General features: G+C 41.6%; 30 protein-coding genes and 1 pseudogene. 26 read left to right on the forward strand and 5 right to left on the reverse strand.

Annotated features, from left to right (window positions below; all coding sequences use genetic code 11):
- Positions 1-16 precede the first annotated feature (16 nt).
- The 18 genes from rpoE (at position 17) to KSZ58_RS00755 (ending at position 15,990) form a co-directional block, all read left to right on the forward strand.
- Positions 17-337 carry a DNA-directed RNA polymerase subunit delta gene (gene rpoE, locus KSZ58_RS00670; RefSeq protein WP_002606967.1) on the forward strand — a complete coding sequence of 107 codons (321 nt, stop codon included), beginning with the start codon at positions 17-19 and terminating at the stop codon, positions 335-337.
- Positions 338-597: 260 nt separating this feature from the next.
- On the forward strand, positions 598-1,467 hold the full coding sequence (fba, locus tag KSZ58_RS00675) for a class II fructose-1,6-bisphosphate aldolase (protein WP_002606969.1): 870 nt from the start codon (positions 598-600) through the stop codon (positions 1,465-1,467).
- 300 nt (positions 1,468-1,767) lie between these two features.
- A complete protein-coding gene (locus KSZ58_RS00680) occupies positions 1,768-2,439 on the forward strand; it encodes a hypothetical protein (protein ID WP_142419542.1) in 672 nt (223 codons plus the stop codon).
- 27 nt (positions 2,440-2,466) lie between these two features.
- Positions 2,467-4,500 (forward strand): BglG family transcription antiterminator, encoded by a 2,034-nt coding sequence (locus tag KSZ58_RS00685; protein ID WP_217752577.1) that lies wholly within the window; start codon positions 2,467-2,469, stop codon positions 4,498-4,500.
- A gap of 129 nt (positions 4,501-4,629) precedes the next feature.
- The gene (locus KSZ58_RS00690; protein ID WP_224727239.1) at positions 4,630-5,079 is read left to right on the forward strand and encodes a PTS sugar transporter subunit IIA; all 450 of its coding nucleotides are present in this window, start codon (positions 4,630-4,632) and stop codon (positions 5,077-5,079) included.
- 32 nt (positions 5,080-5,111) lie between these two features.
- The gene (locus KSZ58_RS00695) at positions 5,112-6,536 is read left to right on the forward strand and encodes a PTS ascorbate transporter subunit IIC (protein ID WP_217752578.1); all 1,425 of its coding nucleotides are present in this window, start codon (positions 5,112-5,114) and stop codon (positions 6,534-6,536) included.
- Positions 6,537-6,561: 25 nt separating this feature from the next.
- Positions 6,562-6,840, forward strand: coding sequence for a PTS sugar transporter subunit IIB (locus KSZ58_RS00700; protein WP_002606974.1), 279 nt, complete (start codon positions 6,562-6,564; stop codon positions 6,838-6,840).
- A gap of 178 nt (positions 6,841-7,018) precedes the next feature.
- Positions 7,019-7,873, forward strand: coding sequence for a transketolase (locus KSZ58_RS00705; protein ID WP_009588112.1), 855 nt, complete (start codon positions 7,019-7,021; stop codon positions 7,871-7,873).
- Between the two features lies 1 nt (position 7,874).
- On the forward strand, positions 7,875-8,834 hold the full coding sequence (locus KSZ58_RS00710; RefSeq protein ID WP_002606976.1) for a transketolase family protein: 960 nt from the start codon (positions 7,875-7,877) through the stop codon (positions 8,832-8,834).
- Between the two features lie 311 nt (positions 8,835-9,145).
- Positions 9,146-9,877, forward strand: a complete 732-nt coding sequence (locus KSZ58_RS00715; protein WP_009270213.1) for a GntR family transcriptional regulator — start codon at positions 9,146-9,148, stop codon at positions 9,875-9,877.
- A 398-nt stretch (positions 9,878-10,275) separates the two neighbouring features.
- Positions 10,276-11,022 (forward strand): amidohydrolase family protein, encoded by a 747-nt coding sequence (locus tag KSZ58_RS00720; RefSeq protein WP_142419541.1) that lies wholly within the window; start codon positions 10,276-10,278, stop codon positions 11,020-11,022.
- On the forward strand, positions 11,019-11,486 hold the full coding sequence (locus KSZ58_RS00725) for a PTS sugar transporter subunit IIB (protein ID WP_002606979.1): 468 nt from the start codon (positions 11,019-11,021) through the stop codon (positions 11,484-11,486). The genes KSZ58_RS00720 and KSZ58_RS00725 overlap by 4 nt, the downstream gene beginning before the upstream one ends.
- A gap of 21 nt (positions 11,487-11,507) precedes the next feature.
- Positions 11,508-12,257 (forward strand): PTS sugar transporter subunit IIC, encoded by a 750-nt coding sequence (locus tag KSZ58_RS00730; protein ID WP_008818252.1) that lies wholly within the window; start codon positions 11,508-11,510, stop codon positions 12,255-12,257.
- Between the two features lie 4 nt (positions 12,258-12,261).
- Positions 12,262-13,077: a PTS system mannose/fructose/sorbose family transporter subunit IID gene (locus tag KSZ58_RS00735; RefSeq protein WP_009270214.1), complete on the forward strand. Its 816-nt coding sequence runs from the start codon at positions 12,262-12,264 to the stop codon at positions 13,075-13,077.
- Positions 13,078-13,089: 12 nt separating this feature from the next.
- Positions 13,090-13,806: an amidohydrolase family protein gene (locus KSZ58_RS00740; RefSeq protein WP_008818254.1), complete on the forward strand. Its 717-nt coding sequence runs from the start codon at positions 13,090-13,092 to the stop codon at positions 13,804-13,806.
- 9 nt (positions 13,807-13,815) lie between these two features.
- Entirely contained in the window at positions 13,816-14,802 is a 987-nt protein-coding gene (locus tag KSZ58_RS00745) for a hypothetical protein (protein ID WP_008818255.1), read from the forward strand.
- A complete protein-coding gene (locus KSZ58_RS00750) occupies positions 14,792-15,595 on the forward strand; it encodes a BtpA/SgcQ family protein (protein WP_008818256.1) in 804 nt (267 codons plus the stop codon). Before KSZ58_RS00745 ends, KSZ58_RS00750 begins: the two co-directional genes overlap by 11 nt.
- Positions 15,595-15,990 carry a PTS sugar transporter subunit IIA gene (locus KSZ58_RS00755; protein ID WP_008818257.1) on the forward strand — a complete coding sequence of 132 codons (396 nt, stop codon included), beginning with the start codon at positions 15,595-15,597 and terminating at the stop codon, positions 15,988-15,990. Before KSZ58_RS00750 ends, KSZ58_RS00755 begins: the two co-directional genes overlap by 1 nt.
- A 25-nt stretch (positions 15,991-16,015) precedes the next feature.
- Here KSZ58_RS00755 and KSZ58_RS00760 read toward each other — a convergent pair whose 3' ends face one another.
- Positions 16,016-16,945, reverse strand: a complete 930-nt coding sequence (locus KSZ58_RS00760; protein ID WP_008818258.1) for a glycoside hydrolase family 43 protein — start codon at positions 16,943-16,945, stop codon at positions 16,016-16,018.
- 264 nt (positions 16,946-17,209) lie between these two features.
- Positions 17,210-17,905: a VanZ family protein gene (locus KSZ58_RS00765; RefSeq protein WP_008818259.1), complete on the reverse strand. Its 696-nt coding sequence runs from the start codon at positions 17,903-17,905 to the stop codon at positions 17,210-17,212.
- Positions 17,906-18,269: 364 nt separating this feature from the next.
- Between KSZ58_RS00765 and KSZ58_RS00770 the strand changes: the two genes are divergently transcribed.
- Positions 18,270-18,581 (forward strand): hypothetical protein, encoded by a 312-nt coding sequence (locus KSZ58_RS00770; RefSeq protein WP_009270215.1) that lies wholly within the window; start codon positions 18,270-18,272, stop codon positions 18,579-18,581.
- Positions 18,559-20,070, forward strand: coding sequence for an RDD family protein (locus tag KSZ58_RS00775; protein ID WP_008818260.1), 1,512 nt, complete (start codon positions 18,559-18,561; stop codon positions 20,068-20,070). Before KSZ58_RS00770 ends, KSZ58_RS00775 begins: the two co-directional genes overlap by 23 nt.
- A gap of 836 nt (positions 20,071-20,906) precedes the next feature.
- Here the strand turns inward: KSZ58_RS00775 and KSZ58_RS00780 are convergent.
- From KSZ58_RS00780 to KSZ58_RS00790, 3 genes are all read right to left on the reverse strand, one after another.
- Positions 20,907-21,515 carry an ATP-binding cassette domain-containing protein gene (locus KSZ58_RS00780; RefSeq protein ID WP_002606991.1) on the reverse strand — a complete coding sequence of 203 codons (609 nt, stop codon included), beginning with the start codon at positions 21,513-21,515 and terminating at the stop codon, positions 20,907-20,909.
- A 522-nt stretch (positions 21,516-22,037) separates the two neighbouring features.
- Positions 22,038-22,832 (reverse strand): hypothetical protein, encoded by a 795-nt coding sequence (locus KSZ58_RS00785; RefSeq protein WP_002606993.1) that lies wholly within the window; start codon positions 22,830-22,832, stop codon positions 22,038-22,040.
- 57 nt (positions 22,833-22,889) lie between these two features.
- Positions 22,890-23,288 (reverse strand): hypothetical protein, encoded by a 399-nt coding sequence (locus tag KSZ58_RS00790; protein ID WP_002606994.1) that lies wholly within the window; start codon positions 23,286-23,288, stop codon positions 22,890-22,892.
- Between the two features lie 30 nt (positions 23,289-23,318).
- Here KSZ58_RS00790 and tnpA point away from each other — a divergent pair.
- From tnpA to KSZ58_RS00820, 6 genes and pseudogenes are all read left to right on the forward strand, one after another.
- Positions 23,319-23,702: pseudogene (tnpA, locus tag KSZ58_RS00795) on the forward strand (IS200/IS605 family transposase).
- Between the two features lie 290 nt (positions 23,703-23,992).
- The gene (locus tag KSZ58_RS00800) at positions 23,993-24,148 is read left to right on the forward strand and encodes a hypothetical protein (protein WP_021421205.1); all 156 of its coding nucleotides are present in this window, start codon (positions 23,993-23,995) and stop codon (positions 24,146-24,148) included.
- A 310-nt stretch (positions 24,149-24,458) separates the two neighbouring features.
- Complete coding sequence (locus KSZ58_RS00805) at positions 24,459-24,785, forward strand: hypothetical protein (RefSeq protein WP_008727975.1); 327 nt, start codon at positions 24,459-24,461, stop codon at positions 24,783-24,785.
- 167 nt (positions 24,786-24,952) lie between these two features.
- Entirely contained in the window at positions 24,953-25,273 is a 321-nt protein-coding gene (locus KSZ58_RS00810; RefSeq protein ID WP_002606996.1) for a nucleotide pyrophosphohydrolase, read from the forward strand.
- Between the two features lie 13 nt (positions 25,274-25,286).
- On the forward strand, positions 25,287-26,117 hold the full coding sequence (locus KSZ58_RS00815) for a M55 family metallopeptidase (protein WP_002606997.1): 831 nt from the start codon (positions 25,287-25,289) through the stop codon (positions 26,115-26,117).
- A 23-nt stretch (positions 26,118-26,140) separates the two neighbouring features.
- On the forward strand, positions 26,141-26,731 hold the full coding sequence (locus KSZ58_RS00820) for a Crp/Fnr family transcriptional regulator (protein WP_002606998.1): 591 nt from the start codon (positions 26,141-26,143) through the stop codon (positions 26,729-26,731).
- Positions 26,732-26,736: the final 5 nt, after the last annotated feature.

Here is a 26,736-nt window from a genome sequence, read left to right on the forward strand (position 1 = left end):
GGAGCATGAAGTTATTATGAAAAAGTCTATGGTCGATGTAGCATATGATTTGATGTCTACGAAGAAGAAAGCTATTGTATTCCTGAAGCTGTGGGAAGAAGTCTGCCAGGTTATGGCATTTACGAAGCAGCAGGAGGAAGACAATATCGCACAGTTTTACAGTGATCTGTCGCTGGATGACCGATTTGTAAATGTCGGAGAAAACAAATGGGACCTCAGAGAACGCCACACCTATCATGAAGTTGTTGTGGATACGGAAGAAATCCTTATCGATGAGGAGGCTGACGATGACTACGAGGAAGACGATGCTGCAAAAGCAGGGGATGAAGAATTCTAAAAAGGATGCATCCCCTTTTTCATGCCTCTAAGCCGTTATCCGCATGTACTATGGAAGCATAGCAGCATACTGCTTTTGGAAAATCAGGGAAGGAAGGCCGTCAACCTACGGATGCCTGCTATGGCTGCCGTGATATAAAAGGTTTTCCGTAAGCAAACTTGAAATATGCCCTTTTTTGAAAATATGTGTCCAAAAGCTTTTCAAAAGGGGAAAAATGCAGTAGAATAATAGTGTTAAGAGACTAAAGGAGGAATTTGATTATGGCATTAGTATCCGCAACAGAAATGCTGAATAAAGCACACGAAGGTCATTACGCAGTTGGTGCTTTCAACATTAACAACCTTGAATGGACAAAGATGATTTTACTGGCAGCTGAAGAAGCTAAATCTCCGGTTATGTTAGGAGTATCTGAAGGTGCTGCTAAATACATGTGTGGATTTAAGACTGTAGTAGCTATGGTTAAAGAAGTTCACGACAGCCTGGGAATCACTGTACCGGTTGCTCTGCATCTGGATCACGGAAGCTACGAAGGTGCAAAAGCCTGTATCGAAGCTGGATTCACATCTGTAATGTTCGACGGTTCACACTATGCATTCGAAGAAAACCTGGCAAAATCCAAGGAAATGATCGAACTGGCTCATTCTAAAGGATTATCCATCGAATGTGAAGTTGGTGGAATCGGTGGTGAAGAAGATGGTGTTGCTTCCATGGGTGAGCTTGCTGATCCTCAGGAATGTAAGACAATCGCTGAGCTGGGAGTAGACTTCCTGGCTGCCGGAATCGGTAATATCCACGGAAAATACCCTGCTGACTGGGCTGGTCTGAACTTTGAACGTCTGGGAGAAATTCAGGATGTAACAAACGGAAAACCACTGGTACTGCATGGTGGATCAGGAATTCCTGCTGATCAGATTGCTAAGGCTATCTCTTTAGGTGTTTCCAAGATCAACGTTAACACTGAGCTGCAGCTGGTATTCGCAGATGCTACTCGTAAATATGTTGAAGCTGGAAAAGACTTGGAAGGTAAGGGCTACGATCCTCGTAAACTGCTGAAGCCAGGATGCGATGCAATCAAAGATAAAGTTACATCTATGATGAAAGAATTCGGTTCTTACGGTAAAGCTGAATAATCAAACAAAATGAAACGGCAGATATCTGCCGTTTTTCAAAACTGAGGCTGATGGGCGGTAAAAGCTGTCATTTCGGCAAGGTATATGGGGTATGCTGCAAAAAAGCATGCTCCTTTTTTTTCTCTGCTACGTTTGATTTTCCCGGGAAATAGCGATTTCTTTTCAAACTATATAAGGATAGAATCTATAATTGTACAGATTGTGTCAAAAGATGTGAAAAGATTTGGATTTGATTTTGAAAGCTATGCTTGTTATTTTATAAATAGAAACATTCGATTCTGATATCGTAGGAGTGATGGTATGAATAAAATTATGCTTCTCGTCTTACTGACGATTATTATGATAGCGGTAGCCGTTCCCTTTGTTATTCGCAGCCTTTTATGGAACAGAGTATTGAAACTGCCTCATAACGGGCAGTACGATAAGGTTCTCATCATGCTGAACAGCAAAGCGTTTCAGCTGTTTTTTAAGGAGTATGACCGTAACTGGAACACGCTGCGTGTTTATCTGGCACAGGGAAATAACCGTAAAATTGAAGAACAGACCAAAAAGCTGCTTGACAGCCGACTTACAAATGCGCAGGCATATCAGATAGCCAGTCAAACCTATTTTTATTTCCTTGACCGGGAAAACCGAGATGTATGTGAACGGCTGCTCTCCTATATTGAAAAAAGCGCAGGGGAGGAAGAACTTTTATATGATCGAATGCTGTTTCGCATCATGATTGAAAAAAAGAGTGAAGATATCGCAGAAATGGAAGCACTCCTTGAGAAAAAGGAAGCAGAAAAAATAAAAAAAGATCAAAAGCAGGATCAGCAGGTACAGATGGGTATTCTACAATATCTGCTTGGACTGCAGTATTCCTACCAGAAAAACCGCCGACAGATGGAGCTGTATCTGAACAAAGCCAGAGTGAATCTGAAGGGTACGCCATACCATAAAAAAGTCAAACAGCTATTGAATAAAGCATGATTTCGTTTAAGACGCGGGAGGAATTGCATGAATATTATGTTGAATCTTGACAAGCGCTGTCAGGAAATCTTAAAAAGGCTAATGTATGCCGGAGGATATCTGAAAATACAGGATCTTGCAGATGAAATGCAGATATCAAGACGCAGTGTGTATTATGATATCACTAAAATCAATGAATGGCTGGAGGATCAGGAAATCGATCCGCTTGTTCAGGAACGCGGCAAGGGTATTTTTGTCAGCAGTGAGCAGTCCAGAAGGATACAGGAGGCAATGAGTGATCAGGGGAGTGATAACTATCATGTCTTTACCCCGGATGAGCGAAATCGGATTGAGATATGTGCAATCATTATCCGTTCCCATCCGCTGTATATAGAGAATTTCATGGAGGTATGTCAGGTCAGCAGAAATACGGTGATCAATGATCTGAAAAATGTCATACGATTCCTTGAAAATTACAATCTGGAGCTGACCTACGATATCAAAAGCGGCTATCGTATTGCTGGAGACACGATTAAGAAGCGTGCAATTTTCTTTATGCTGTTTCCATCCTTATGGGAGTATTATGACCGGCAGGTTGTCCTTGTGGAAAATGAGCAGTATATCCGTGAAATTCTGGTAAAGCTGAAGAAAATTGAAAGTGAGCTGCATGCGGAATATGTCAGCGGAGTACTGCCGACACTTGCTGTTTTCATGTCTGCTATTGACAAGCGCAGTGATCAGCTGACGTTCTCGGATATGGATGAGGAGGAGATTGTAGAAACAAAGGAATATCAGCTTGTTTCACAGTATTTTCCGGATTTGGAAAATGGTGAGAAAATTTATGTAACTCTGCATCTGCTGGGGTCGAGACTGCAGACGATTCCTGTCAATGTCATGAAGGAGCAGGATGAAACCTACGAGATTTCCAAAAACCTTGTTCATGAATTTGAACGCCTGACCTGTATATTCTTTGATCAGGAGGAGGAGCTGGTGGATGCGATCAATGCGCATCTGAAAACATCCCTGTATCGCTATCGATACGGTATTCAGCTGGGAAATCCGATGCTGAACAGCATCAAGACGGAGTATGAGGAGCTTTACGAAATTACAAAAAAATCCTGTGAATATCTGGAAAAAAAGCTGGGCTGTCTGATATCCGATGCAGAGGTAGCCTACATTACACTGCATTTTGGTGCATTTCTGACGACCAATCAGACACAGAAGCGCAATCTGCGTATCCTGATCATCTGTCCAAACGGAATCGGAACAGGAAATATGCTGCGTAATGAGGTGGCTTCACTTGTGCCGCAGGCAACTGAAATCGTGAACCTTCCGTTGAGTCAGTACGAGGAAAATCATGATTTTGATGTTGTGATATCCACCGTCGTCCTTCCGAAGGAAAAGAAGCTGATTGTCGTACATCCGATTCTGACAGATCAGGACAGGGTTACCATACTGCGTAACTGCATGTATACCGAACCGCAGGCCAATCTGCAGATACAGGAGATTGTGCGACTGGCAACCAGTTATATTCCATCCTCCAAGCTGGATGAGTTTGAAAAAGATTTGCAGGATTACTATTCCAGCATACAGATTCGTACGGTGCCCCACCGAAATTTCGGTCAGAATCTCGTATATTATCTCAAGCCCTCCCATATTCAGATTTGCCGGGAGGATTGTGACTGGGAAGAGGCTCTGCGTCTGTCCTGCCGTCCGCTTCTGATGGAGGACTCCATTAAACAGGAGTATGTGGAGGCAATCGTGGAGGATCAGAGAAACCGCGGTCTGATGATGTTTCTAGCAGACGGACTCGTGCTTGCGCATGCAGCGATTGAAAAGGGTGTGAAGCAGCTTGATGTGGCCTTATGCACGTTTAAGCATCCGGTTACCTTTCTGAATGGAAAGCAGGCACGCATCATCATCGTATTATGTGCGGAGGATCAGACCAAGCATATCCGCATCCTGAATGATGTTCTGAATATATTTTCAAAAAAGAAGAGTATTGAGCAGCTGGCAGCATTGGAAAGCAGTGAGGATATTCAGAGCTATATTCGCGCGCATACACAGGAAAATGAAGGTTAATTTGCACTTAAGCGATTACAAATTGCACAATATCTAACATTTTGCACAAAAACGGGAAAACAATTGGTCTTGTATTTCCAACCGAAAAAAAAGATAATGAAAACGTAAAGAGGTAAGGTTATGACATCTATGGAAAAACTGTTACAGGAAAAAAACTGTTACCTGAGAGATCGGGTGCAGGACTGGAAAGAAGCTGTTCACATTGCATGTGAACCATTGATCGAGCAGAATTACTGCACAACGGCATATGAAGCTGCCATTTACGAAATCACAGAAAGGCTTGGTCCATACTATGTACTCTGTGAGAACCTGGCCCTGATTCACGCCAGCAACCAATCCGGTGTCAATGACACACAGATGGCTGTGACCGTGCTCAAGGAGCCGGTGAAATTCAAGCCGGACGGATATGATGTCCGTGTACTGGTAACACTGGTTGCCAAAGACAGTGAATCCCACATGGAAGGGATTCAGGCTGTATCCAACATCTTCTCCGATGAGAAGAAGGTTCAGGAAATTCTGGACGCAACATGCCCGAAGGAAATATTCGACCTGTTTGTTTCCAACGCATGTGAAAAATAGCGTTAACCATTTGAAAGGGAGGATTTACACATATGTTAGAATTTATTATCAACATACTGTCCACACCTGCAATTCTTGTAGGTCTGATGTCTTTGCTGGGTCTTGCGCTTCAGCGTAAGCCAATCGAAGATATTGTCAAGGGAACCGTTAAAACAATCGTCGGCTTCCTCGTATTATCTGCCGGAGCTTCGTTCCTGCAGTCCGGATCATTGAATGCGTTCGGTGATTTGTTCAATTATGCATTTAGTATGCAGGGGGTTGTTCCAAACAATGAAGCAATTGTTTCTCTGGCTCTGAAGGACTTCGCTACAGATACTGCTTATATCATGTGTCTGGGTATGGTCTTCAATATCATTATGGCTCGTTTCTCAAGAATGCACTACATTTTCTTAACAGGTCATCATACTCTTTACATGGCATGTATGCTTGCCGTTATTCTGAATGTCGGTGGTCTTACCAGCTGGCAGCTGTGGCTGGGCGGCGGACTTCTGCTTGGCTTCATCATGGCATTCTCTCCTGCGTTCTGTCAGCCGACAATGCGCAAGATTACCAAAATGGATGAGCTTGGCTTCGGTCACTTCGGTGGTGCCGGATACTGGTTTGCTGCACAGTGTGGGAAGCTGTTCAAGGGCAAAGGAAAATCAACAGAGGAAGTTAACTTCCCTCAGCGTCTGACCTTCCTGCGTGATACAACCGTAGCAATCGGTCTTACCATGGTGATCTTCTTCCTGATCGTTACAACCGTAGCGGTAAGCAAGGGTATCCTGAGTGCAGATGCTGCAGCTATTCTTGAAAAATATCCAAACCTTGCTGGTCTGCTGAACGTTGGGGCTGAAACAAAGACTCACTGGGCTGTATGGGCAATTACAAGCGGTCTGAACTTCGCTGGTGGTGTTTACATCATCCTGAGCGGTGTTCGTCTGATTGTCGGGGAAATCGTTCCTGCATTCCGTGGTATTGCTGAGAAGCTGGTTCCAGGTGCTGTACCTGCAATCGACTGTCCAGTCGTATTCCCTTATGCTCCAAATGCTGTACTGATCGGATTCCTGGTATCCTTCCTTGGAGGTATCGTGGGACTGTTCATTCTTGGATTCATCGATACAAACCTTATGAGTGTTGCACTGATTCTGCCTGGTGTTATTCCTCACTTCTTCTGTGGAGCAACAGCTGGTGTATTCGGTAACGCTGAGGGTGGATTAAAAGGCTGTGTATTCGGAAGCTTCATGCACGGATTACTGATTACCTTCCTGCCTGCTATCTGTATGCCGGTTATGGGTTCCCTGAACTTCGCTAACTGTACATTCTCTGATGCAGACTTCTCCTGGATGGGAATCGTCTTCGGAAATATCGCTCAGGTTGTTCAGGGCGTAGGTCTGTTAGGTGTCTGTGCAGTTGTATTCCTGATTCCTATCGTGTACAATTATGTTGCACCTAAGAAAGCAAAAAAAGCTGAATAAGCTTTGGAAAGAAGGAAAATAAGTTATGGAAATCAGAAGCATTATGTGTTGCTGCGGACAGGGACTTGGAAGCAGCATGATCGTCAGCATGAACGTCGAAAAAGCTCTGAAGAAGCTGGGCGTATCCGGTGTAAAGGTTGAGCATACGGCAATCGGTGAAGTAACAGAAGGAAGTGCTGACCTGTTTGTCATCGGAGCAGACCTTGCACCTCAGATGACGAGCTACAAAAACAAGATCATCTTAAATCAGCTTATGGATATGAATGAAATCGAAACCAAGCTGAAAGAAGTATTCGGTCTTTAAAAAAACGGAAAAAGAAGGCTGTTTCTTCCATCCTTCTTTTTCTTTACAAATTTTTGATAAAAAACAGCAGAAATAAGCGTGAAAACTGGAGCATCGCTAATTGTACAGCGAACGTAAAAAGAGCTGTACCATACATTGCCTGAAGGCTTGCACGCTATCTGAAAAGGAGGTAATAGCATTGGAAACATCACAACTGAAGGAATTGCAGGTATTTGCTGCACAACTGCGAATGGATATACTGGAAATGCTGGAACACAGAGGATACGGACATTTGGGAGGTTCTCTATCCATCGTTGAACTGATGAGTGTTCTGTATGGTAAACAGCTGCATGTGGATCCGAAAAACCCGAAGATGGAGGATCGCGATATGGTCGTTTTATCAAAGGGTCATGCGGGACCTGCCTGGTACTGTGCGCTGGCAGAGAAGGGCTTTTTCGACAAGGAATGGCTGATGACACTGAATGATGGTGGTACAAGACTTCCAAGTCATCCCGACCGTACAAAAACTCCGGGTGTTGACATGACAACCGGATCTCTGGGACAGGGTACAAGTGCTGCTGCAGGTATTGCGACGGGGCTGCGTATGAAAGGATCAAGTCGTTATGTCTACATGATTGTGGGAGATGGCGAGTTGAATGAAGGGCAGTGCTGGGAAGCCTTCCAGTATGTTGCTCATTATAAGCTGAATAACTGTATCGTGATTATTGACGATAACAAGCGGCAGCTTGACGGGTATACGAAGGATGTCATGAATCCTTTCAGTATTCCTGATAAGATGAAGGCATTCGGCTTTGATGTTCAGGTCGTAAAGGGAAATGACATTGAAGCGATTGATGCGGCAATTGAACAGGCCAAAGCGGTAAAGGATCAGGCAGTATGTATCGTTCTGGATACGATCAAAGGACAGGGTGTACCGTACTTTGAAGAAATGGTATCCAATCATTCTGTCAAATTCAACAGTGATGAAGTTATCAATGAAACACATAAGGCGATTGCAGATTTAAAGCAATTTATTGAAAAGGAGGGACAGTAGAATGTTTACTCTCAGCAAAGACCGCAGTAAAAAAGGGAAAGAGCTGCGTATGGTTGTCGTGGAAACACTGCAGGATATGATGAAGAGCGATGCTCAGGTTGTGGCAATGGAAGCTGATCTTGGCGGTGCAAGCGGCTTTACCAAGATTCAGAAAAGCAATCCGGACCGGTTCATTCAGTGCGGTATTTCAGAAGCAAACATGACAGGTGTTGCGGCAGGGCTGTCTGTGACAGGCTTCAAACCGTATTTACATACGTTTGGACCCTTTGCTTCCAGAAGAATCTACGATCAGATTTTCCTGTCTGGTGCATATGCCGGTAATACAATGAACATATACGGTTCGGATCCCGGATTTACGGCAGGGCCAAACGGGGGAACACATACTACATGGGAGGATGTCGCTCTGATGCGCGCAATTCCGCATGCTGTGGTATGCGATGCAGCCGATGAGGTACAGCTGGACTGGATCATAAGAGAATTCGCAAGGATGGAGGGTGTGCATTATATCCGTGCAAATCGTAAGGATGTACGCAATGTATACGAAAAAGGCTCCACCTTTGAAATGGGAAAAGGAAATATTGTAAGAGAAGGAAGCGATGTTTTGATTATATCTGCCGGACAGCTGGTGAGCGATGCACTGGATTGTGCGGAAGTATTGTCAAAACAAGGAATTTCCGTGGAAGTCATCGATATGTTCTGCATCAAGCCGCTGGATGAGGAGCTGATCATTCGTGAGGCAGCAGGGAAAAAGGCTGTTGTAACATTTGAAAATCACTCGATTATCGGTGGTCTGGGAAGTGCTGTCGCAGAGGTTCTTGCGGAGAACAATATCTCTGTGAAGTTCAAACGACATGGTGTTAAAGAACGCTTCGGCGCAGTAGGTACTCCGGAATTCTTGCAGAAGGAATTCCGATTAACTGCAGAGGATTTGCTTCAGACAGTGGAAAACACATTGAAATAATACAAAGAGGGATCAGTCTGAATCTGATTCCTTTTTGTATGCATATCCGTCTTCGACAACATGTATTATATCAGTGAATCAACACATAAAATGCTATGCAATAGATATACCGGAAATTCCAGAAACTATGAGGCTTCTGCGTCTGTCCTTCTTCATTCTCATACATGGTTCTGCGATTTTTATGTGTTCTTTATCACATGAACGAAGTAAAAACTTAAAAAAGAGAAGATGTTATATCATGTTATCTTTATTTTTATAACATGTTGTGTTATATTTTAAGGGGAACTACATTCAGGAAAGGGGATGAAACAATGCAGAAAAAAGAAGGTGCTCCGCTGTATCTGCAGATTTACAAGGAGTTGCAGAAACGAATAGAAAATGGAGTATATAAAGAAAATGAGCTTCTGCCATCAGAAGCATCCTTACAAGCGGAATTCAATGTCAGCCGTATAACGATTAGACGTTCACTTCAGGATTTGGAGCTTGCCGGATTTATAAAAGTGCAAAAGGGGAAAGGTGCTATGGTGCTGGCGAATAGAAAATATACCGATTTGGTCGGTGTCAGCAGTTTCTCACAGGATGCTATGAAGTCCGGGGAACGGCCTTCTTCTATTATCTTGGAATTTGAAGAATTGAAAGCTTCCGGTATCGTATGTGATTACTTACAGCTTCAGGAGGGCGCTGATATTTACCGCCTGAAACGTCTGCGCTTGAAAAATGGAAGAATCATCGGGATGAATGAACAGTTTATATCGAGGCAAACCGGTTTTGAACTACACGCAGATGTATTGAATGAAAAAACATCAATCTATGCCTTATATGAAGAACAGGGTCTCCATATAGAGCGTGCAGTAGAATCCATAGAGGCGGTAATGCCATCTACGGCATTGCGGAAAGAGCTTTATATGAATGAAGGAGAGCCGTTATTTAGGAGAGAGCGAATCACTTATGATTACAAGAACAGGCCGCTGGAATTATCGATAAATTCCTATAAAGCGGATGAATACAAATATATCATTACATTGAAAAAGGATGAGCTATAAGCAGCTTATTGATCTGTTGCAGTAGGCTTTCACTCTGTGGCTTCACGAGTCTGTCTGCATGCTTATGATATCCCGTTGAGGAAAATGAATATGTCATATTTTTGATGAAAGCAGTGAACGGTTGTTTGCTGCTCTTTTTGATTTACAGCAAAGTAATGCATACCGTATTGCTTCATAAGTAAATAGAATGAAAAAGGGCATATAATCCAGTCCGCCATTACTTTTTTGTTTCGATGATATAACAAGTGAACAGCTATTATACCGCATGTTTTTATGTAAAAGGCTTACATAGATAACAAAATTTGTAATTCATACAGTTAATATTGACAAACATGATATAATAAGTTATTATATGGCTATAACATGTTATATCATGATTAGAACAGGAGGGAGACGACTTGAAGTATTATGATATTCACTCCCATTTAGGGAAGACAAGCTCCGGAGATGAAAACACACCCAGCGAGCTGGTAACAGATTTGAAGAGGTATGGTATTGAAAAGGTCGGTATCAGCTGTCTTTCAGGGATATCTACAAGAGAGCAGAATGATTTGATTTACCGTGCAATGCAGGAATATCCAGAGGTCATTGAGGGCTATGCGTTTATCAATCCAAAGGATGCAGCTGCAGAAAATGAAATAGACCTATGCCTTGGGACATATGGCATGAGTGCAGTGAAGTTTCATTCCTGGAAGCATGGCTATTATCCGGATAATTCCGGATCCCTCGATCGCCTGCTGGACAAAATCGATTCCTATGGTGTGCATGTGCAAACCCATGTCGGTACTGCACCAATCAGCAATCCCAATGTCTGGGCAGAATATGCCAAAAAGCATCCGCATGTCCGTTTTGTATTCACTCACATCGGGTATTATGAATTCGGGATGTCCACGATAGAAGCGGTTAAGGATTTACCGAATGTCTGGGTGGAAACCTCCGGACAAATGGATGTAGAGGTATTAAAAAAAGCGATAGCTGTGCTGGGATCGAAACGTGTCTGCTTTGGTACGGACTGGCCCTATAAGCCGGTAAATATGGAGATCAGCAAATTTTATGAGTTGGAATTAACAGAAGAGCAGCGCGCTGATATTTTTTATCGGAATGCTGAAAAATTATGGAAGCGAGTAAGGGAGGAACAGATATGAACATAACTACGTTTCGAATTGATGATCGACTGATTCACGGACAGGTGGTAACCGCCTGGATAGCACATAGTGATGCAAAGCAGATTTTGGTTGCGGATGATGCGGCTGCGAAGGATACCCTGCAGCAGTCCCTCCTCAAAATGGCAACACCGAAAAAGGTTGATTTAAAAATTATGAGTCTTGAGGATGCAAAGCAGCTGATTCAAAACGACGAGAGTGATACAAAAACACTGCTGCTTGTACGCGGTCCGAAGCAGGCGTTGTATTTGATTGACAGCTGCAGCGATGTAAAAAGTATAAATGTCGGAAATATCAATATGAAAAAGGGGAAAAGAAAAATTCTGGGGAACTGCTGGCTGAATGATGAGGAAGAAAAGGATATTCGTCTTCTTGCAGAAAAGGTGGAGGTTGAAGTACGCGCTGTACCAAATGAGCATAAACAGATTCTGGTAAATCTGCTTTAATTTAGAAAGGAAGGGAATTTTATGAGTTTATTTTTACAGGCATTTCTTGTCGCGCTGGCTGTGACAATTGCATTTATTGATGCACATACAACACAGACACACATCTTCCGCCCAATATTTATTGGGCCACTGGTTGGTGCTATCATGGGGGATTTCAATACCGGATTGCAGGTAGGTGTAACCGTTGAGCTTATGTTTCTTGCTGTTATCTTTGTTGGAACAGCAGTGCCCCCCAATCCCACGATTTCAACAGCAATCGCAACTGCTGTAGCCATTTTGGGTGGCGGAGGGACAGATCTGGCAGTAGCAACTGCACTTCCTGTATCCTTCATAGGTCAGATTGCGGAGACGGTGCAAAATTCCGTAATCAATGTATGGTTTATGCATAGAGCGGAGCATGCGATTGAAAAACTGGATACAAGAGGGCTGGTTATGAACAATATCGTCTTTACAATGGCGATGAATGCCCTTCTCTATGGAGTACCAACCTTTCTTGCTGTATATTTTGGTGCCGATTTTGTAGCAGATATCATTAAAGCGATTCCGGATAAGATTATAACCGGATTATCTGTAGGAGGAAATATGGTAGGTGCTGTCGGTTTTGCTTTACTGCTCAGCTCTATCAAAAATCATACCATGTGGCCGTTCCTGTTTCTCGGATTTTTCTTTGCGGCCTATCTGCAGATCAATATGGTAGGTATTGCACTGCTGGCTGTTGTTTTTGCGGCACTGTATTACTATTTCAAACTTGCAGATGAGGGAAAGGAGTAGGCAAATGGAAGCAAAGAAACTAACAAAAAAAGATTTATGGAAGGTATTCCGCGGTCAGCTTACAATCCGTGGAGCAAATAACTATGAGCGCCAGCAAAATGCCGGCTTTACTCAGGCTATGATGCCGGTCATTGAAAAGGTCTATGACAATGATGAGGATAAGCGGGAGGCTTATGAACGGCATATGGAATATTTTCTGACAAATGATATCACAAGTGCAATTCCTGTCGGAATTGCTGCGGCAATGGAAGAAATGCACGCGAATGATCCGGATATGGACCCCAATGCAATCAATGCGGTAAAAACTGCCCTTATGGGACCTCTTGCAGGCCTTGGGGATTCCTTGCTGAATGGTACAGCAAGACCTATTCTGGCAAGTCTTGCCATTTCTCTTGTACATGCCAATCTGGGATGGGTAGGACCTATATTCTTTGTTATCGGTATGAGTATCGTTTCCCTGGGCATCCGCTATCTGGGAGTATTTCAGGGATATAAGCAGGGAATCAAGCTTGTTGAAAAAATTAACTCCAGTGGTCTGATTTCCAAAATTACAGATATTGCCGCAATCGCTGCCTATACGATTGTCGGAGGCTTCATACCGGCTCTGGTTGTTATGAACATTCCGATTGAAATAAAGTCCGGTGAGACAGTTATCAATATTCAGAAGACATTGGATGGTCTGATGCCGGGGGTTCTGGGTCTGGCCTATACCTTCCTGATGTATTATCTGGTAACAAAGAAAAAAAACTCGGCAGTTAAACTGATTTTCTTCACAATGGTGTTTGCTATACTTGCAGTTTATGCAGGCATTCTTGGTTAAGGAGGTGCTCTGATGATAGATATTCATTCGCATTTAAAAACAGACAGTGGAGAAGGCAGTGTGCAAAAGCTCTTGCAGGATATGGACCGTTTCCATATCAATCGGCGTGTTATTTCAGATATGCGCTATGATGATGTGCAAGACGGAAACCAGAAAATTGCTGAGCTGGTAAAGGAATACCCTGAGCGTTTGATCGGATGTGCAGTGCTGAATCCTGCACTATCTACGATTCTCGAGGATACAAGACATGCCTGCTCGCTGAAAGAAATCCGTATGATAGAATTCGATTCATATCGTCATGGCTATGCTCCCGATGATTGTCCTGTTCTGGATGATGTGTTCGCAATGCTGCAGGAGCGCGGTTTGCCAGTTAAGGTATTTTCCGGTATTGGCGCAAAGGCCTTGCCGCATCAGTGGGAATCGTATACAAGAAGATATCCGCAAATACCGTTTATCTATTTGCATATGGGATGCTTTGATTACGGGTACAGCTGCGTGGATATTGTAAAGCGGAATAAAAATGCATATGTAGAAACGAGTAATCAGTATGAAATGCAGATTCTGAAAAAGGCATTCCGGCAGCTTCGTGAAGAACAGATCGTATTCGGAACAACCTATCCGCAGCGTTTTACAAAAAATGCTGTGGAGGTATTTGATTTATTTGATTTGAAAGAGGATCAGCTGCAGATGTTTACGGATGGAAATGGCAAACGTCTGCTGCAGATGTGAGGAAAAAGAATGTATACAGTAAATTTAGAAAAGGCGAGGAAAGCTCTTCCGGCTGCTGCTGTGAAGGACTTTGATGACATTGTTGAGCAAAGAGTATTAGGGGCTAGCAAGCATATTCAAATGATTGGGAAAATGATTGAGCAAATTGCTGTTGACAGTGTTGAAACGAATCGTACGATAGCGGAAATGCTGGAGCGAATCCAGGAGGTCTGTCAGTTTTTTATTCATACCAGAGGAGAGGCATCGCAGGCGATAACGAATGCTGTCTATCTGATGACTGCCGGATACAGACAGCATGAGGAACGTGATATTCGTACCTATGCACAGCGTATTATAGATGTGAAAAAGCAATATGAGCGGGATTGTACGGCCGCATCAGAAACCGCTGTTTCCTATGCTGTGGAAATAGGGAATCGTATGTCTGCAATCATGGTATATGATTATTCCAGCAGTGTGGAAGCATTCCTGCGTAAAATCAACGGTCCCAAGCGTATTTATATACCGGAAAGCCGTGTGATCAATGGCGGTGCTCCCTTCGTTCAGCCATGTCTTGAAGCAGGACATCAGATTCATTTCATTCCTGATGCGAGCATGATGTATTATATGAAATCCTGTGATGGTGTTTTTATGGGGGCAGAGAGCATATACCCGGATGGTACGGGCTTCAATACAACCGGATCTGATATTGTCGGTCTGCTTTGTGATTATTTTCATGTGCCGCTGTATTTTATATCCCCTTTGATCAAGCTGGATGTACGTCCTGTGTATGGAAAAGAGAAATGTACGGTGATAAACGATTTGCGAAGCAAGCTGGAGCCTGTGGCAAATCCGAAGCAGGTGAAGGGAACCATTGATTATACAGCACCGGAGCTGCTTGCGGTGTCACCGGGGTTTATCAAGGCGTTCATCACGGAGCAGGGAGTAATTCCGGCTACGCAACTGTATGATATAAGCATGAAGTATATAAAAGAACTGAGAGGTGCAGATGATGTTTAAACCTGATTGTACGGCATTTGCCATGATCCAGCCCAGTGCGCTGCCTGGAAGCTACCGGCATGAGGATAAAACGATTGATGATATCGTTGCAGAGGTTTTGGAAGAAACACAAATGATTGTGGATAATGGCTTTGACGGCGTAATTTTACAAAATATGAACGATATGCCAATCAAGCAAAATGCAGCTCCGGAGGCAATCGCCTATATGACGCGTATCGCATATGAAATAAAGCATCAGTATCCGCAGCTTATCCTTGGTGTTCTTGTGAATTGGGATGGCGTTGCCAGCCTTGCCGTGGCGGATGCCGTACATGCCGATTTTGTGCGTGTGGAGCATCTGTTTACAGGCGCAAATGTTACAAGTGCAGGTATATTGGAGGGGCAGTGTGTTGAAATCGCAGCCTTGCGTAAGAGAATACGCTCCAAGGTTCCCGTATATGCGGATATACAGGAGGTTCATGGAATCCCGTTAGGTGGTAAGCCGATTGATGATGCAGCATGGGAAGCAGTGCATGAGGCTTTTGCGGATGGATTATTTGTATCCGGCAAAAGCAAGGAGGAAAGCCTTGAAATGATACATGCTGTACGTAAAAAGCTTCCGGATACACCGGTAATTTTAGGTGGAGGCGCCAATGGCGAAAACATTGAAGAGCTATTGCAATACTATGATGGTGTATCGGTCGCAACATGGGTGAAAAATGGAAATATGAAAAATCCAATTGATCCAAAACGTGCAGAGATTTTCATGAGCAGTGTACAGAAGGCCAGAGAAAAGAAACGGGGGAGATCGTAATGACAGGGCTTATCATCTGCGGTCATGGCGACTTTGCAGCAGGGATGTACAGCTCCTTGAAGCTGTTAAATGGGGAGTGTGAGCATCTTGTCTGCATAAGCTTTCAGGAGGGAACCTCCTTTGAAGATCTGTGCGACACGGTGAATAAGGAAGTGGAAAGGTTTATCGACGGAAATGTCATTATCCTCACTGACTTGCCGGGCGGCTCTCCTTTTAAAGCTGCCGCAATGGCTACCTTTCAGTATGGCTATGCCAGAGCGGTAACCGGCACGAACTTTCCTCTTTTGCTGGATTTGGTTTTATCAAGGGATTATGCAGAGGATGTGGATCAGCTGCTTGATCAAAGCATTGATAACGCAAGGGAAGCGTTAATGAAAATGTCATTGGAGCAGTAAATGAAAATAAGAAGAGAAAGACCTTTTATGAGGTTCCTTCTCTTCTTTTGCTATTTGTGAAGAACGTTTCATCCTGCCATTCAATCTTTAATCCTCCGTTATCTAATATCTGAATCGGAAGCATGCTGTAGGCAGAGGAGCGCAAATCATCCGGGTGCCAGTGATCCAGCAGTACATAGGGCTGATTCTGCACAAAGAAAATACAGGTCCCCTGTCCGTCAAAGGTGGTACGATATGCAGGACCGGTGCAAGGATTATCGATCAGCTTCCATGGTCCTATCAGATGGTCACAGATGCCATATAAGGAGGGATTGGGTTCCCATCCGCTGCATCCGGAAGTAATCATGTAGTAGCGGTTATGGGAATACATGATGGCCGGTGCCTCCCGCTCCTGATCCTGGAAAATACTGATATAGGAACCGGTAACATCCAGATAATCATCACTTAATCGTGCAATATTCATTGTTTTATTGTAATTTGCACTGTGAATCAGCCAGGCACTGCCGTCCAGATCCTGAAACAGCGTCATATCCCTGCTGTCCTGCCGGTTGGGCTGAAAGCTCTTTAGCCAGACAAAAGGTCCGGTTGGAGAAGCTGCGACCGCAACATTAACACCGGCATAGTAATAATCTGCAGTATCCGCATGGGTATACATTACAAACTGCTTGGTGCTTTTATTATATAATACTCTGGGGCGTTCACATATGTTTTTGGTATACAGCATGTGTGCAGGGTTGTTCACTACCGGTGAAAGTACAATACCTTCATTCCTCCAGTTTTCCAAGTCTTCAGAGGAGTAACAAGAAATACCAATAAAATCGACGTGACGATTAACTGTTTCCGTATCCTTGTTCTCTCCATACCAGTAATATATTCCTTTATGCTGCAGTATCATTCCGCCATGTGCCTGTATAGGCTTTCCTTCGGTATCCGTCCATAATGTTTTGTTTTTCATTGTTAAGCTCCTTTTTCATGTTCAGTCTGTAAGCATAGCAATATTATAAGGGATGCGTCTATAACATACAATGGATATCAATATAGAGATATGCTTTTGGTGTATCAAAACGAAATTTTGTAATTTCAACCTGCTTTGGTATCTTTATTTTTAAGCTTCCTGAATTGATTAAATGTGAATCCATACGCTGATTTTGTTTGTCTAGGCGAAGATCACAAAGCTAGATTCTAGTGAACGAAGTATGAGCCGAATGGAAAATACTATTTACTTTTTCAAAAAGACAGATAGACTTTTATACAACGGAGTAAAACGTAAAATTATATAAGACAACAGAACACCGCTGAAATTCAGGATAAAATCATCAATATCCATAGTACCGCTCAGTGTAAAAAACTGCAGAATCTCTACCATGATGATGATAAATGCCATACGGAGCAGCAGCTTCACAGGACGCTTCGCCCAGTCAGTAAGTAAAAGCAGGAAAAAGGAAAACGGCATAAAGGCGACAAAATTACCCAGCAGATTCATAACGGCAATCCGGTTGTCCACATACGGCATATCGAAAATCGCCATCATCTGATGAATGGTTGCGAACGGCTTCAGACTGGTTCCATATTCCCATTGCATCCGCAGGGAATCCGGATAGGACTGCGAGCGCAGGTCTACATAATCTCGTGCGAACTCACTGGCAAAAAAGAGGATATAGATCATTTGAAATATATAGAAGGAAAACAGGACGATCCACATGAGACGCAGATTTCTTGTTTGCTTTTGTGTATCATAGAGACGGTTCTGCAGGCAGACACCAAGGATCAGTGTCGAGCATATGAGGACAGAAAACATAACGATTCCTGAGAAGTTCAGATAATTTTCTATTGTGAGATAAAAATAAAGCAGCATTGCCGTTATGGATATGCCTAGGCATACATAGGACAGCTCTTTTTTATATTTCATGGACATGCAAAAACTCCCTTCATGTGTATATATGATATAGGAGAACGGATATTTCCACAAGAGGAGAAGCCTTAATATTTTCTTATGTTTGTCGAAAGAAATAAGATAAGCGAAGAAAGCGGCAGCAGAACTTCTCATCCTGTCGTTTTTTTGGAAAAGCTGTTGGACATGGAAGAAAAACTTCAACGGATTCTTCTACTAAATCACAGGGCGATACCATATACTGTAACGGATATCCCCGTGTAAAATATAGGATGAAAAAGCATGGTACAGACAACTGTACGGGAATCTTTAACTTTTTCTTAAGACGGGAAATACCATATACAAATGCGGATTCTGTAGTATAATATCCTTGTGAGGTTAAACAAGGATGAAGATATTTACATGTGAAAAATGCGGTACTTCTATCAAACTGCATTTTATAAAGGGCTATGTGCATCTGCGCTGTCCTGCCTGCGGGGCAGAGTATCAGCTTGATACTGGAAGCCTGAAAAAATATATGCTCATACCCCTGCTGTCCGTTGCGGCGGCGGTTGGTACCAGCTTGCGATTTCTGCAGGGAAGAACAATTGATATCAAATGTATCTATATACTGACAGTGTCTTTTATGCTGTCGGGGCTGCTGGGCACGCTTTGTGTCAAGACAGGACTGTTAACGTATGAAGAGAAGGAAAACAGGTGAAGGCATGAAAAAAATGAGGAAAACACCAGAAAAACAATATCAGCTGGCTGTGGACGGCATTCGTCCGCTGAATGTACAGGACAGTAAGGATCGGCTGCTTGCATTCTGCATGGATGTCAGCATCATGCTGTGTCCGATTGCTTTATGGAATATTATTCTGCTTGCCGTGCTGGGAAATATCATCAGCATCTCCGGCATTAAGCTGATCAGCATCTTTATCGGGGGGCTGCTTGTTATCTCTATTTTATTTCTGAACAGCTATATCTACCGGCAAACCGGCGGACAGAGTGTCGGCATGCGTATGTTCGGCTTTAAGGTGGTCAAGAAAAGCGGGCGCAAAGCCAGCAGACAGCAGCTTCTTTTACGGGAGCTTGTAGGCTTCGATCTTCCGTTTATCATCCTGATGTATTTTACAAATGCATTCGGTGTTGTTGCATACTGGGGGTTGAACGGTTTGTTTACGCTTGCGGACAGCCGTCATCGCTCTTTGATCGATCTTGTTCTTGGAACACGGGTTGTTGCATTAGAGAAAGCACAACAGCCTGTACAAAAAGAAAAAGCTCCGCAGGCGGTAAAGCAGCCGCTGCCGAAACAGGCTGAGCAGCCGGAATTGATTATGAATACGATGGATCTGCATATTCATTCCAATTTCTCCGATCGCGGGCAGTATAATGTCGAAGAGATTTTCCAATATGCGAAGCGCAACCACATTCGGACGGTTTCCATAACCGATCTGGACTGTGCAAAGGCAAACAGTATTGCGGTGAGAATGAGTGAGCTGTATGGTGTAACCTATATTCCGGGTATTGAAATCAACTGTGATCTGCGTGGAAGACGTGTGCGTATTCTCGGTTATTTCATTCAGTATAACAGTGAATTATTCGCACATATTGAAAATGAAAGTCTGGTGAATGAGAAGAGGGCCAGCATTGACCGTGTCCGCAGATTTGAGGCATTGCTGGGACGTAATATTGATGAGGAACGGCTTCTGAAAAGCAACCGGTTCCAGCGTTTGAGCGGTGAACTGATTGCCAAGCATGTACTGAATCGACCGGAATTTGATGATTGTGCCATTTTAAAGCCGTATCGCAGAGATGAATTCGGATGGCGAGCTTTGAATAAAGATTACTTCGCATACGGAAAGCCATGCTATGTACCTGTGAAGTATCCATATCTTAAGGATGTACTGGATGTCATTGAACTGACGGGCGGTATCTCTGTGCTTGCCCATCCAGGAAAGCTGCTGGTACAGGAGCCGGAGCTACTGGACGAGGCTTTGCTCATGGGTGTACAGGGAATTGAAGTCTTCCATCCAATGCATACAAAGAAGGAAATGGCAAGTCTGTTAAAGCTTGCGACAGACCGTAAGCTGCTCGTCAGTGCGGGAAGCGGCTTCTATAATATGGAAGGAAACACACGCATCGGAAGATGCAACTGTCCAAAGGAGGCAGAAGGCTTAATCGATATGATGCTGCATGCACGTATGTAAGAAGATAAGAACAGACAGATTCATAGAGGATGAATTTGTCTGTTCTTGTAACTATTAAAAGTCGTTTATCTACAGGACTCCTTCCAATTAGTGACTTAAACTTATACGAGAAGAGTCATTACAATCATTACGTAATACTTTTATTTATTATGTCTCTTTATCCCTATGAACCCTTAAAAGTTAAATATTAATGTTTTATATATAGCTGCTGTAGTCAGTATTAGGGGTGTTTATAATGAATTATTTTTTTTAATATAAGTTACCTTATTCCACTCTTTCTGGCGAAGTCCAATGTAAAAATAGTTTAATGAATAAGAAGCTACTATCACCTGTAAGTAACACGATTTTAAAAGATAGTTAAAAGGCCATATAAATATTCAATGCATAAATGAAGAATAATCATGAATATAAATATTATGATACTGTCTACTTTTTTGTCATTAGTCGTCTTTATTTTGAGTAATAGCAAGTAAATAAATAACAACCCTGCTTTATCTATCATAATAAAGCCTATATAGATATGATGAGAAAATAGATAACAAGAAATAAGTTGTATTACTGCTAAAAATATATCACTTATCAAACTTTTTTTAATAATTAAATCACGAAGCAAATTAGGTTTTCGAATTTCTATTTCATACTTTAAATTCATAAAGTCAAATGTAGTATCAAAAAGATATAGTATTTCAAATAACAAGAAGAGACAAGTAAGACATATCATTAAAATGTTCGTAGGCATACCGTAAACTACCTGATTGAAAAATATTTTATTGTAGTTTAATAATAAATAGGAGATAGGAAAAAGCAAACTGTAAGCTAATAGATATTTGTGCTTTCTAATCAATACATTCATATAATTGTTCCTTATCTATAGTAAATTTCCTATTGAAAGGGATTTCGTCAACTCCATCATGAGCACATATAATAATAGTTTTCTTATCAGAATTTAATTTCTTTACAAGTTCAATAAATTTATTGCTTGATGTATTATCGAGACCTCTTGTAGGCTCATCAAATAAGATAATATTCTGATTTTCCATAATAGCTTGAATAATACCAAGTTTTTGACGCATACCTACTGAATATTTTTTTACTGCCCTTTTATCTTCTAAAGTTAAATCAAAATATTCCATATAGCTTTGAACAGTTTTTCTATCGTAACTGTTTTTCAGATCATATAAGAATTTCAAATTATATTCAGCACTCTCGTTCTCAATAAACGCAGGATTTTCAATTAAAGCACCTATTTCAATATCATTATTTTCGATTATTACTTCACCTTTATCTGCATTTAAAAGACCAGCAATTATCTTTAAAAGAGTAGATTTTCCTGAACCATTTGATCCGGTGATATGAATCAAATCACCTCTGTGAATATCCATATTTACATTACGTAGAATGCTAACATTATGAAAAGCGATAGAAATATTTACAAGTTGTATCATTTGATTGTCTCCTTCACAATTTTTCGAGTATAGGCAGCATGATTAAGTAATGAAACACAAACATTAATAAAAATGGTGCCATTAATAATATTTTAGTTATTCTTTTGCCAACAAAAAGAGCGGCAGTATTTAAACAACTAATCATAAGGTATAGGATACTGATGTTAATCAAATATAGCATATATATCTTTGGCATATATGCAAGTTGATTATAAAATGGAAGTATATAAGTTATGATGATAAAAATAAGAGAATTAAGAAACTCTATGCATAAGATTTGAGTTACAAGTTTGTTTTCTTTGATCCTTAAGAATATGTGATATTTCATAGCATATAAACAATTAGCCCTCCAATAGTTAAAGGAAAAAAATATCGAACACGTAACTAAAGGCAAGTAGTTATTCCCTATGTATGATATAAAGCCAATCTTCGAATCGCTTTCATATAGAAATAGGAAAAAAATCAAAATAGAAAGAATATATAATAGGATATATTTACTCTTAAGAGATACTATGTAATTTCTCAGCATAAGTATTTTCTCCATCTCTTTAAAAGCACATACAATATAGAAATAAAGAATATATAAAATATGAAGGCAGAAAGATAATTTAAATACCCTATTTGAAGCAATGACATTCCAGGACAAATCAAACTTGTAGGTAAAATTGCATTTGTCAATAACCGTAAGGGTAAAGGTATTGATTTATATTGAAAAATAATTACACTTAATCTTATTACTAAATTCACTAAAACTACACTACCTATCATTATCAATAATGGATAAAGGTGAAAGAAATATCGCCTTTTAATAAAGAAAATGGATACATATACAAAAATGATAAAGAGAGTGAAGCCTAGGCAACTGAATAGTGAGAACAAGAGATAATTGATAATGGGATTTTTAAAAAATAATAAATAATCATCAGGAATAAAATGAATAGACAATGAGGGATGATAAACAAAATATATACCTAAAAGAATGAAACAATGTAATAAAGATATGGAAAGAAAAGATTCTGCTAGAAGTTTTTTCAAATTACGGATGTGAAATTTTTTTATACCGATTCGTAATATTGCGATGTTTTCTGCGCCATTTTCATGTAGTGCGAATATATTATATAGCAGAATGTTAGGAAGAATAAGCAATAGTAACAGAATAAATATAAGATTTAAATTAAAATCCCAGATACGAATACCAACAGAGAATAAATTCCATTCATTTGCATATTGGAAAAAATCCTTTGCATAAAAAACAGCATAGGAGCTGAGAGTAATTAATGCAGTAAATAAGATTATTAAGTGTTTTTTTTGTTTCATAATGGCCCCCTTTTATAACAAAAACCGAAAGACTTCGGTTTTCTATTATGTATTCATTTAATTTGTCGGTGTAAAATTAATGGAAACTTGACCTCCAAAATTTACATTAGAAGAGGAAACTCTTGCGCCAATCCACCAATCCTTGGACTTGTATCCGTTTAAATAATAAATTCTTTTATCATAACCTTCCGCTAAAGAATAATATGAATTGGAACGGCGTTCCCCATGGAAATAAAAGTCTCCATATGTCGTCCAACCTGTATTATTAGAATATAGATGAATATAACCATAGTCACAAGCTTTGTTTTTCTTAGTAGATGTTTTCGTTCTTTCACTCCAAGCACCCCAAGCTGGGACATTTAGCGTTTCTTTTGAAGACCATTGAGTAGCAGATATTGAGAGAGTTGTCGTTAAAGCAACAACTAAGGTGAAAAAGCATACAAAAATTTTTTTCATAGTACCACCCTTTCTTTAGTTAATTATAACATGTTATCACCTTGTTTACAAGCTCGTATCATATTGTTTACCCCCAAATATAAAAGAAAAGTGTTTTATGGAGAAAAGAGGCTGGAAATTGGAGTTATATTAAGATAATTATGTGATTGGAAGGGGGAAAAATAATAACAGCAGAAGTATGTCCAGATCATGTACATATGCTAGTGGAAATACCGCCGAAAATGACAGTATCAGGATTCATGGGATTTCTGAAGGGGAAAAGCAGTATTATGATATATCAGAAATGGAGAAGCATGAAATACAATTATAGAAACAGATCATTCTTGTGTAGAGGAATACAGTAGGAAAAATGACAAAGTAATCAAAGCATGTATAGAGCAGCGACTGAAAGAAGATGAATTGAGTGAACAATAGATTCTCCATATAGAGGACTCGTTTACAGGTAATCGTAAATAGAAATGCAAATACGTATTGTTATGCTGGAAAGCGTAGCTTGAATTTGAGCTCCTTGGGGCGATTACGTAAAAACACCAGCTATGCTAGTGGATATTTATTCTTTTATTGTATCTTGATTATGATAATATTCAAGCAATTACCGTCATTCTTAACTATCATATAAAAAGCATATACTTTTGATTCCTCTACAAAGATGAATTAATTATATTCAACATTCATTTCAGAATTAAGTATACTTACGCTTACTTATGGCAAGTCTGTTAAAGCTTGCGACAGACCGTAAGCTGCTCGTCAGCGCGGGAAGCGGCTTCTATAATATGGAAGGAAACACACGCATCGGAAGATGCAACTGTCCAAAGGAGGCAGAAGGCTTAATCGATATGATGCTGCATGCACGTATGTAAGAAGATAAGAACAGACAGAAGCCATACAAGCCGGTTTCTGTCTTTTTTCAGCTGCGTTGCAAAGCTACCTACATCATAAGGGCGTATCCCTGCTTTATGATGAAAAGAAGTACCCTATATCGACTTAAGAATGCTTAAGCATTTCATCCTATACAAGCTGTACGATATATGCTATAAATAATGCAGATGCATCCGTTTACCGGTATGGAAAACCATCGGATTCACGGCAATTTCCTGCTCCTCCTCATCGGATAAAGGCAATTTACACATTTATCATTATCGTGCACACGATACAGGAAAGGGGTATTCAATGAACCTATATCTTACAGATTTCAACCAAAATGCCACGCTGATACCTATTTTTATGCACGGACTGGCGATTTCCATCATGCTGACAGTGGGGACGCTTTCCATGCTGAAAAAGAAGAAGGTATGCGACAAACGCTATTTCATCTGGGGGCGGATGAACCACATAGCATGTGCTGTGCTTCTGATCTGGATCATAACGACAAAGGGATATGGTCGGCCGCTGGAATTTTTATTCCTTATCAGTTTTGTCCTGCTCCTGTATCTGCTGCTGTTGATCACCCTGATTGTTAATTGTTTAAAAATCAGGCACAGAGGGTCAGCTTCATGAGCTTGCAAGACGGTCTGTTAAAGACTGTAAGGTCTGCATATCGTAGAACGGTATGTGTTGGGAATACACGACAGTAAGGATATATGATACAATAGCGCTGGATGCATACAGCTGCAGAAGCTGTACTACACAAAAAGACAATAGAACATAAAGAAAAGAGGTATACTATGGAAACAGCAATCGAAAGAGTAAGAGCTTTTGTAAAGGATCGCGATTGGGATCAGTTTCATACGCCGGATAATCTGGCAAAATCCATCTGCATAGAGGCAGGGGAGCTGCTGGAATGCTTTCAGTGGGATCCGGAGAAATATGAACATCGCGCGGTGTGTGAGGAGCTTGCGGATGTGATGATTTACTGTATGCAGCTCGCGGATAAGCTGCAGGTGAATATGGAAGACATCATTCTGGATAAAATGGAAAAGAATGAAAAGAAGTATCCTGTGGAAAAAGCCAGAGGAAATGCAGCGAAGTATGACGCATATGAATAAACAGGAGGCAGCTATGAAAAAACTGTATATTTCTGCGGATATCGAAGGAATCTGGGGAAACGGGGCCTTTGCACATACTGCGAAGAATGGCACAGAGTATGAGGAATACCGCACGAATATGATTTCGGAGGTAAACCTGTTGATTGATAAGCTGTTTACGGCAGGAGCTGAGGAAGTCGTGGTGAATGACGGTCATGGCAATATGGATAATCTGAGCGCATCAAGACTGGACCCGCGTGCCTGTATGGTGGTAAGCAATGGTGCCTATAAGGAATATGGGATGATGGAGGGACTGGACGATACCTTTGACGGTGTATGCTTTGTCGGATATCATTGTCGCAGCAATACCCGCGGCGTCATGGCACACACGATATGGGGAACCTTGGTGAGAAGCATCCGCGTTGACGGCGAGGAAATGGGAGAGAGCGGCATCAATGCCCGACTTGCCTGGGAATATGGTGTTCCGATCGTGCTCATCAGCGGCGATGATCTGTTGAAGGAACAGCTGAAGGAGGAACTGCCGATGCCGTTTGCTTATGTGGAAACCAAGCGTGCAATCTCTTCCCAGTGTGCCCTTTCCTGCAGCTGGCAAATGCTGGAGGAACGCTATGAGCGTGCCGTTTCATCCATGGAAGCACATTGTGGACAAGCGCCTGTCTATGCCAAAAAACCACATTGTGTGGATATCACCTTTCATCATGAACGCAATGCCGATTTTGTTTCCCGCATGGACGGCGTGACACGGATATCGGATTGCACGGTACGCATACAGAAGGACAGCTATGATGAAGTATACCGGTATCTTCGCTTTGTTATAAAAATAAGCAATGCATTTGCCGCATAAAAGCAGAGAAAGCAGGTGAAGCCATGAAGCAGATGCATATTCTGGATCAGATGAAACCGGAGGAGGTCGCAGAGCTGAAGGCGCAGTCTGTCACGAAAACGTTTCAGCGCCGGGAAATCATTTTCCATAAGGAAGACACGCCCAAATATTTGTATGTATTGCTGGAGGGTGCGGTTTGTGTTTTTGATGATACACCGGACGGTACCCGCAATATTCTGACCATCATACGGGAGCCGATGGACTGCTTTGCAGAGGTTTATCTGTTTATTGATGAAAAGCTTCCCTTTTCTGCGGAAGCGATGAAGAAAAGCACGGTGCTTATGATTCCCCGCAGTGTGCTGCACCGGTTTCCCCGAATCAGCCGGAATCTGAATGTCATGCTTTCACAAAAAGCATATACGCTGTCACAGAAGCTGAAGCTGTTAATGAAGGACAGCCTGCGTGAAAAAATCATGGAATATATGCAGCAGCATCCCGATGTCCTGTTGAAGCGCCATGAGCTGGCAAGCTTTCTCGGTGTCAGCCGACCGGCTCTTTCCAGAGAGCTGTATCGCATGGTGGATGACGGACTTCTGGTTCTTGATGAGCATGGAAACTTTAAAACGGTAATATAGATTAC

This window comes from Erysipelatoclostridium sp. DFI.2.3 (assembly GCF_019132535.1).
GTDB lineage: Bacteria > Bacillota_I > Bacilli_A > Erysipelotrichales > Erysipelotrichaceae > Clostridium_AQ > Clostridium_AQ innocuum.

What these genes read in the sequence shown, in the direction of transcription:
- rpoE (WP_002606967.1), top strand. Translation starts at nt 17, where the DNA reads ATGAAAAAGTCTATGGTCGATGTAGCATATGATTTGATGTCTACGAAG.
- fba (WP_002606969.1), top strand. Translation starts at nt 598, where the DNA reads ATGGCATTAGTATCCGCAACAGAAATGCTGAATAAAGCACACGAAGGT.
- KSZ58_RS00680 (WP_142419542.1), top strand. Translation starts at nt 1,768, where the DNA reads ATGAATAAAATTATGCTTCTCGTCTTACTGACGATTATTATGATAGCG.
- KSZ58_RS00685 (WP_217752577.1), top strand. Translation starts at nt 2,467, where the DNA reads ATGAATATTATGTTGAATCTTGACAAGCGCTGTCAGGAAATCTTAAAA.
- KSZ58_RS00690 (WP_224727239.1), top strand. Translation starts at nt 4,630, where the DNA reads ATGGAAAAACTGTTACAGGAAAAAAACTGTTACCTGAGAGATCGGGTG.
- KSZ58_RS00695 (WP_217752578.1), top strand. Translation starts at nt 5,112, where the DNA reads ATGTTAGAATTTATTATCAACATACTGTCCACACCTGCAATTCTTGTA.
- KSZ58_RS00700 (WP_002606974.1), top strand. Translation starts at nt 6,562, where the DNA reads ATGGAAATCAGAAGCATTATGTGTTGCTGCGGACAGGGACTTGGAAGC.
- KSZ58_RS00710 (WP_002606976.1), top strand. Translation starts at nt 7,875, where the DNA reads ATGTTTACTCTCAGCAAAGACCGCAGTAAAAAAGGGAAAGAGCTGCGT.
- KSZ58_RS00715 (WP_009270213.1), top strand. Translation starts at nt 9,146, where the DNA reads ATGCAGAAAAAAGAAGGTGCTCCGCTGTATCTGCAGATTTACAAGGAG.
- KSZ58_RS00725 (WP_002606979.1), top strand. Translation starts at nt 11,019, where the DNA reads ATGAACATAACTACGTTTCGAATTGATGATCGACTGATTCACGGACAG.
- KSZ58_RS00730 (WP_008818252.1), top strand. Translation starts at nt 11,508, where the DNA reads ATGAGTTTATTTTTACAGGCATTTCTTGTCGCGCTGGCTGTGACAATT.
- KSZ58_RS00735 (WP_009270214.1), top strand. Translation starts at nt 12,262, where the DNA reads ATGGAAGCAAAGAAACTAACAAAAAAAGATTTATGGAAGGTATTCCGC.
- KSZ58_RS00740 (WP_008818254.1), top strand. Translation starts at nt 13,090, where the DNA reads ATGATAGATATTCATTCGCATTTAAAAACAGACAGTGGAGAAGGCAGT.
- KSZ58_RS00745 (WP_008818255.1), top strand. Translation starts at nt 13,816, where the DNA reads ATGTATACAGTAAATTTAGAAAAGGCGAGGAAAGCTCTTCCGGCTGCT.
- KSZ58_RS00750 (WP_008818256.1), top strand. Translation starts at nt 14,792, where the DNA reads ATGATGTTTAAACCTGATTGTACGGCATTTGCCATGATCCAGCCCAGT.
- KSZ58_RS00755 (WP_008818257.1), top strand. Translation starts at nt 15,595, where the DNA reads ATGACAGGGCTTATCATCTGCGGTCATGGCGACTTTGCAGCAGGGATG.
- KSZ58_RS00760 (WP_008818258.1), bottom strand. Translation starts at nt 16,945, where the DNA reads ATGAAAAACAAAACATTATGGACGGATACCGAAGGAAAGCCTATACAG.
- KSZ58_RS00765 (WP_008818259.1), bottom strand. Translation starts at nt 17,905, where the DNA reads ATGTCCATGAAATATAAAAAAGAGCTGTCCTATGTATGCCTAGGCATA.
- KSZ58_RS00770 (WP_009270215.1), top strand. Translation starts at nt 18,270, where the DNA reads ATGAAGATATTTACATGTGAAAAATGCGGTACTTCTATCAAACTGCAT.
- KSZ58_RS00775 (WP_008818260.1), top strand. Translation starts at nt 18,559, where the DNA reads ATGAAGAGAAGGAAAACAGGTGAAGGCATGAAAAAAATGAGGAAAACA.
- KSZ58_RS00780 (WP_002606991.1), bottom strand. Translation starts at nt 21,515, where the DNA reads ATGATACAACTTGTAAATATTTCTATCGCTTTTCATAATGTTAGCATT.
- KSZ58_RS00785 (WP_002606993.1), bottom strand. Translation starts at nt 22,832, where the DNA reads ATGAAACAAAAAAAACACTTAATAATCTTATTTACTGCATTAATTACT.
- KSZ58_RS00790 (WP_002606994.1), bottom strand. Translation starts at nt 23,288, where the DNA reads ATGAAAAAAATTTTTGTATGCTTTTTCACCTTAGTTGTTGCTTTAACG.
- KSZ58_RS00800 (WP_021421205.1), top strand. Translation starts at nt 23,993, where the DNA reads ATGGCAAGTCTGTTAAAGCTTGCGACAGACCGTAAGCTGCTCGTCAGC.
- KSZ58_RS00805 (WP_008727975.1), top strand. Translation starts at nt 24,459, where the DNA reads ATGAACCTATATCTTACAGATTTCAACCAAAATGCCACGCTGATACCT.
- KSZ58_RS00810 (WP_002606996.1), top strand. Translation starts at nt 24,953, where the DNA reads ATGGAAACAGCAATCGAAAGAGTAAGAGCTTTTGTAAAGGATCGCGAT.
- KSZ58_RS00815 (WP_002606997.1), top strand. Translation starts at nt 25,287, where the DNA reads ATGAAAAAACTGTATATTTCTGCGGATATCGAAGGAATCTGGGGAAAC.
- KSZ58_RS00820 (WP_002606998.1), top strand. Translation starts at nt 26,141, where the DNA reads ATGAAGCAGATGCATATTCTGGATCAGATGAAACCGGAGGAGGTCGCA.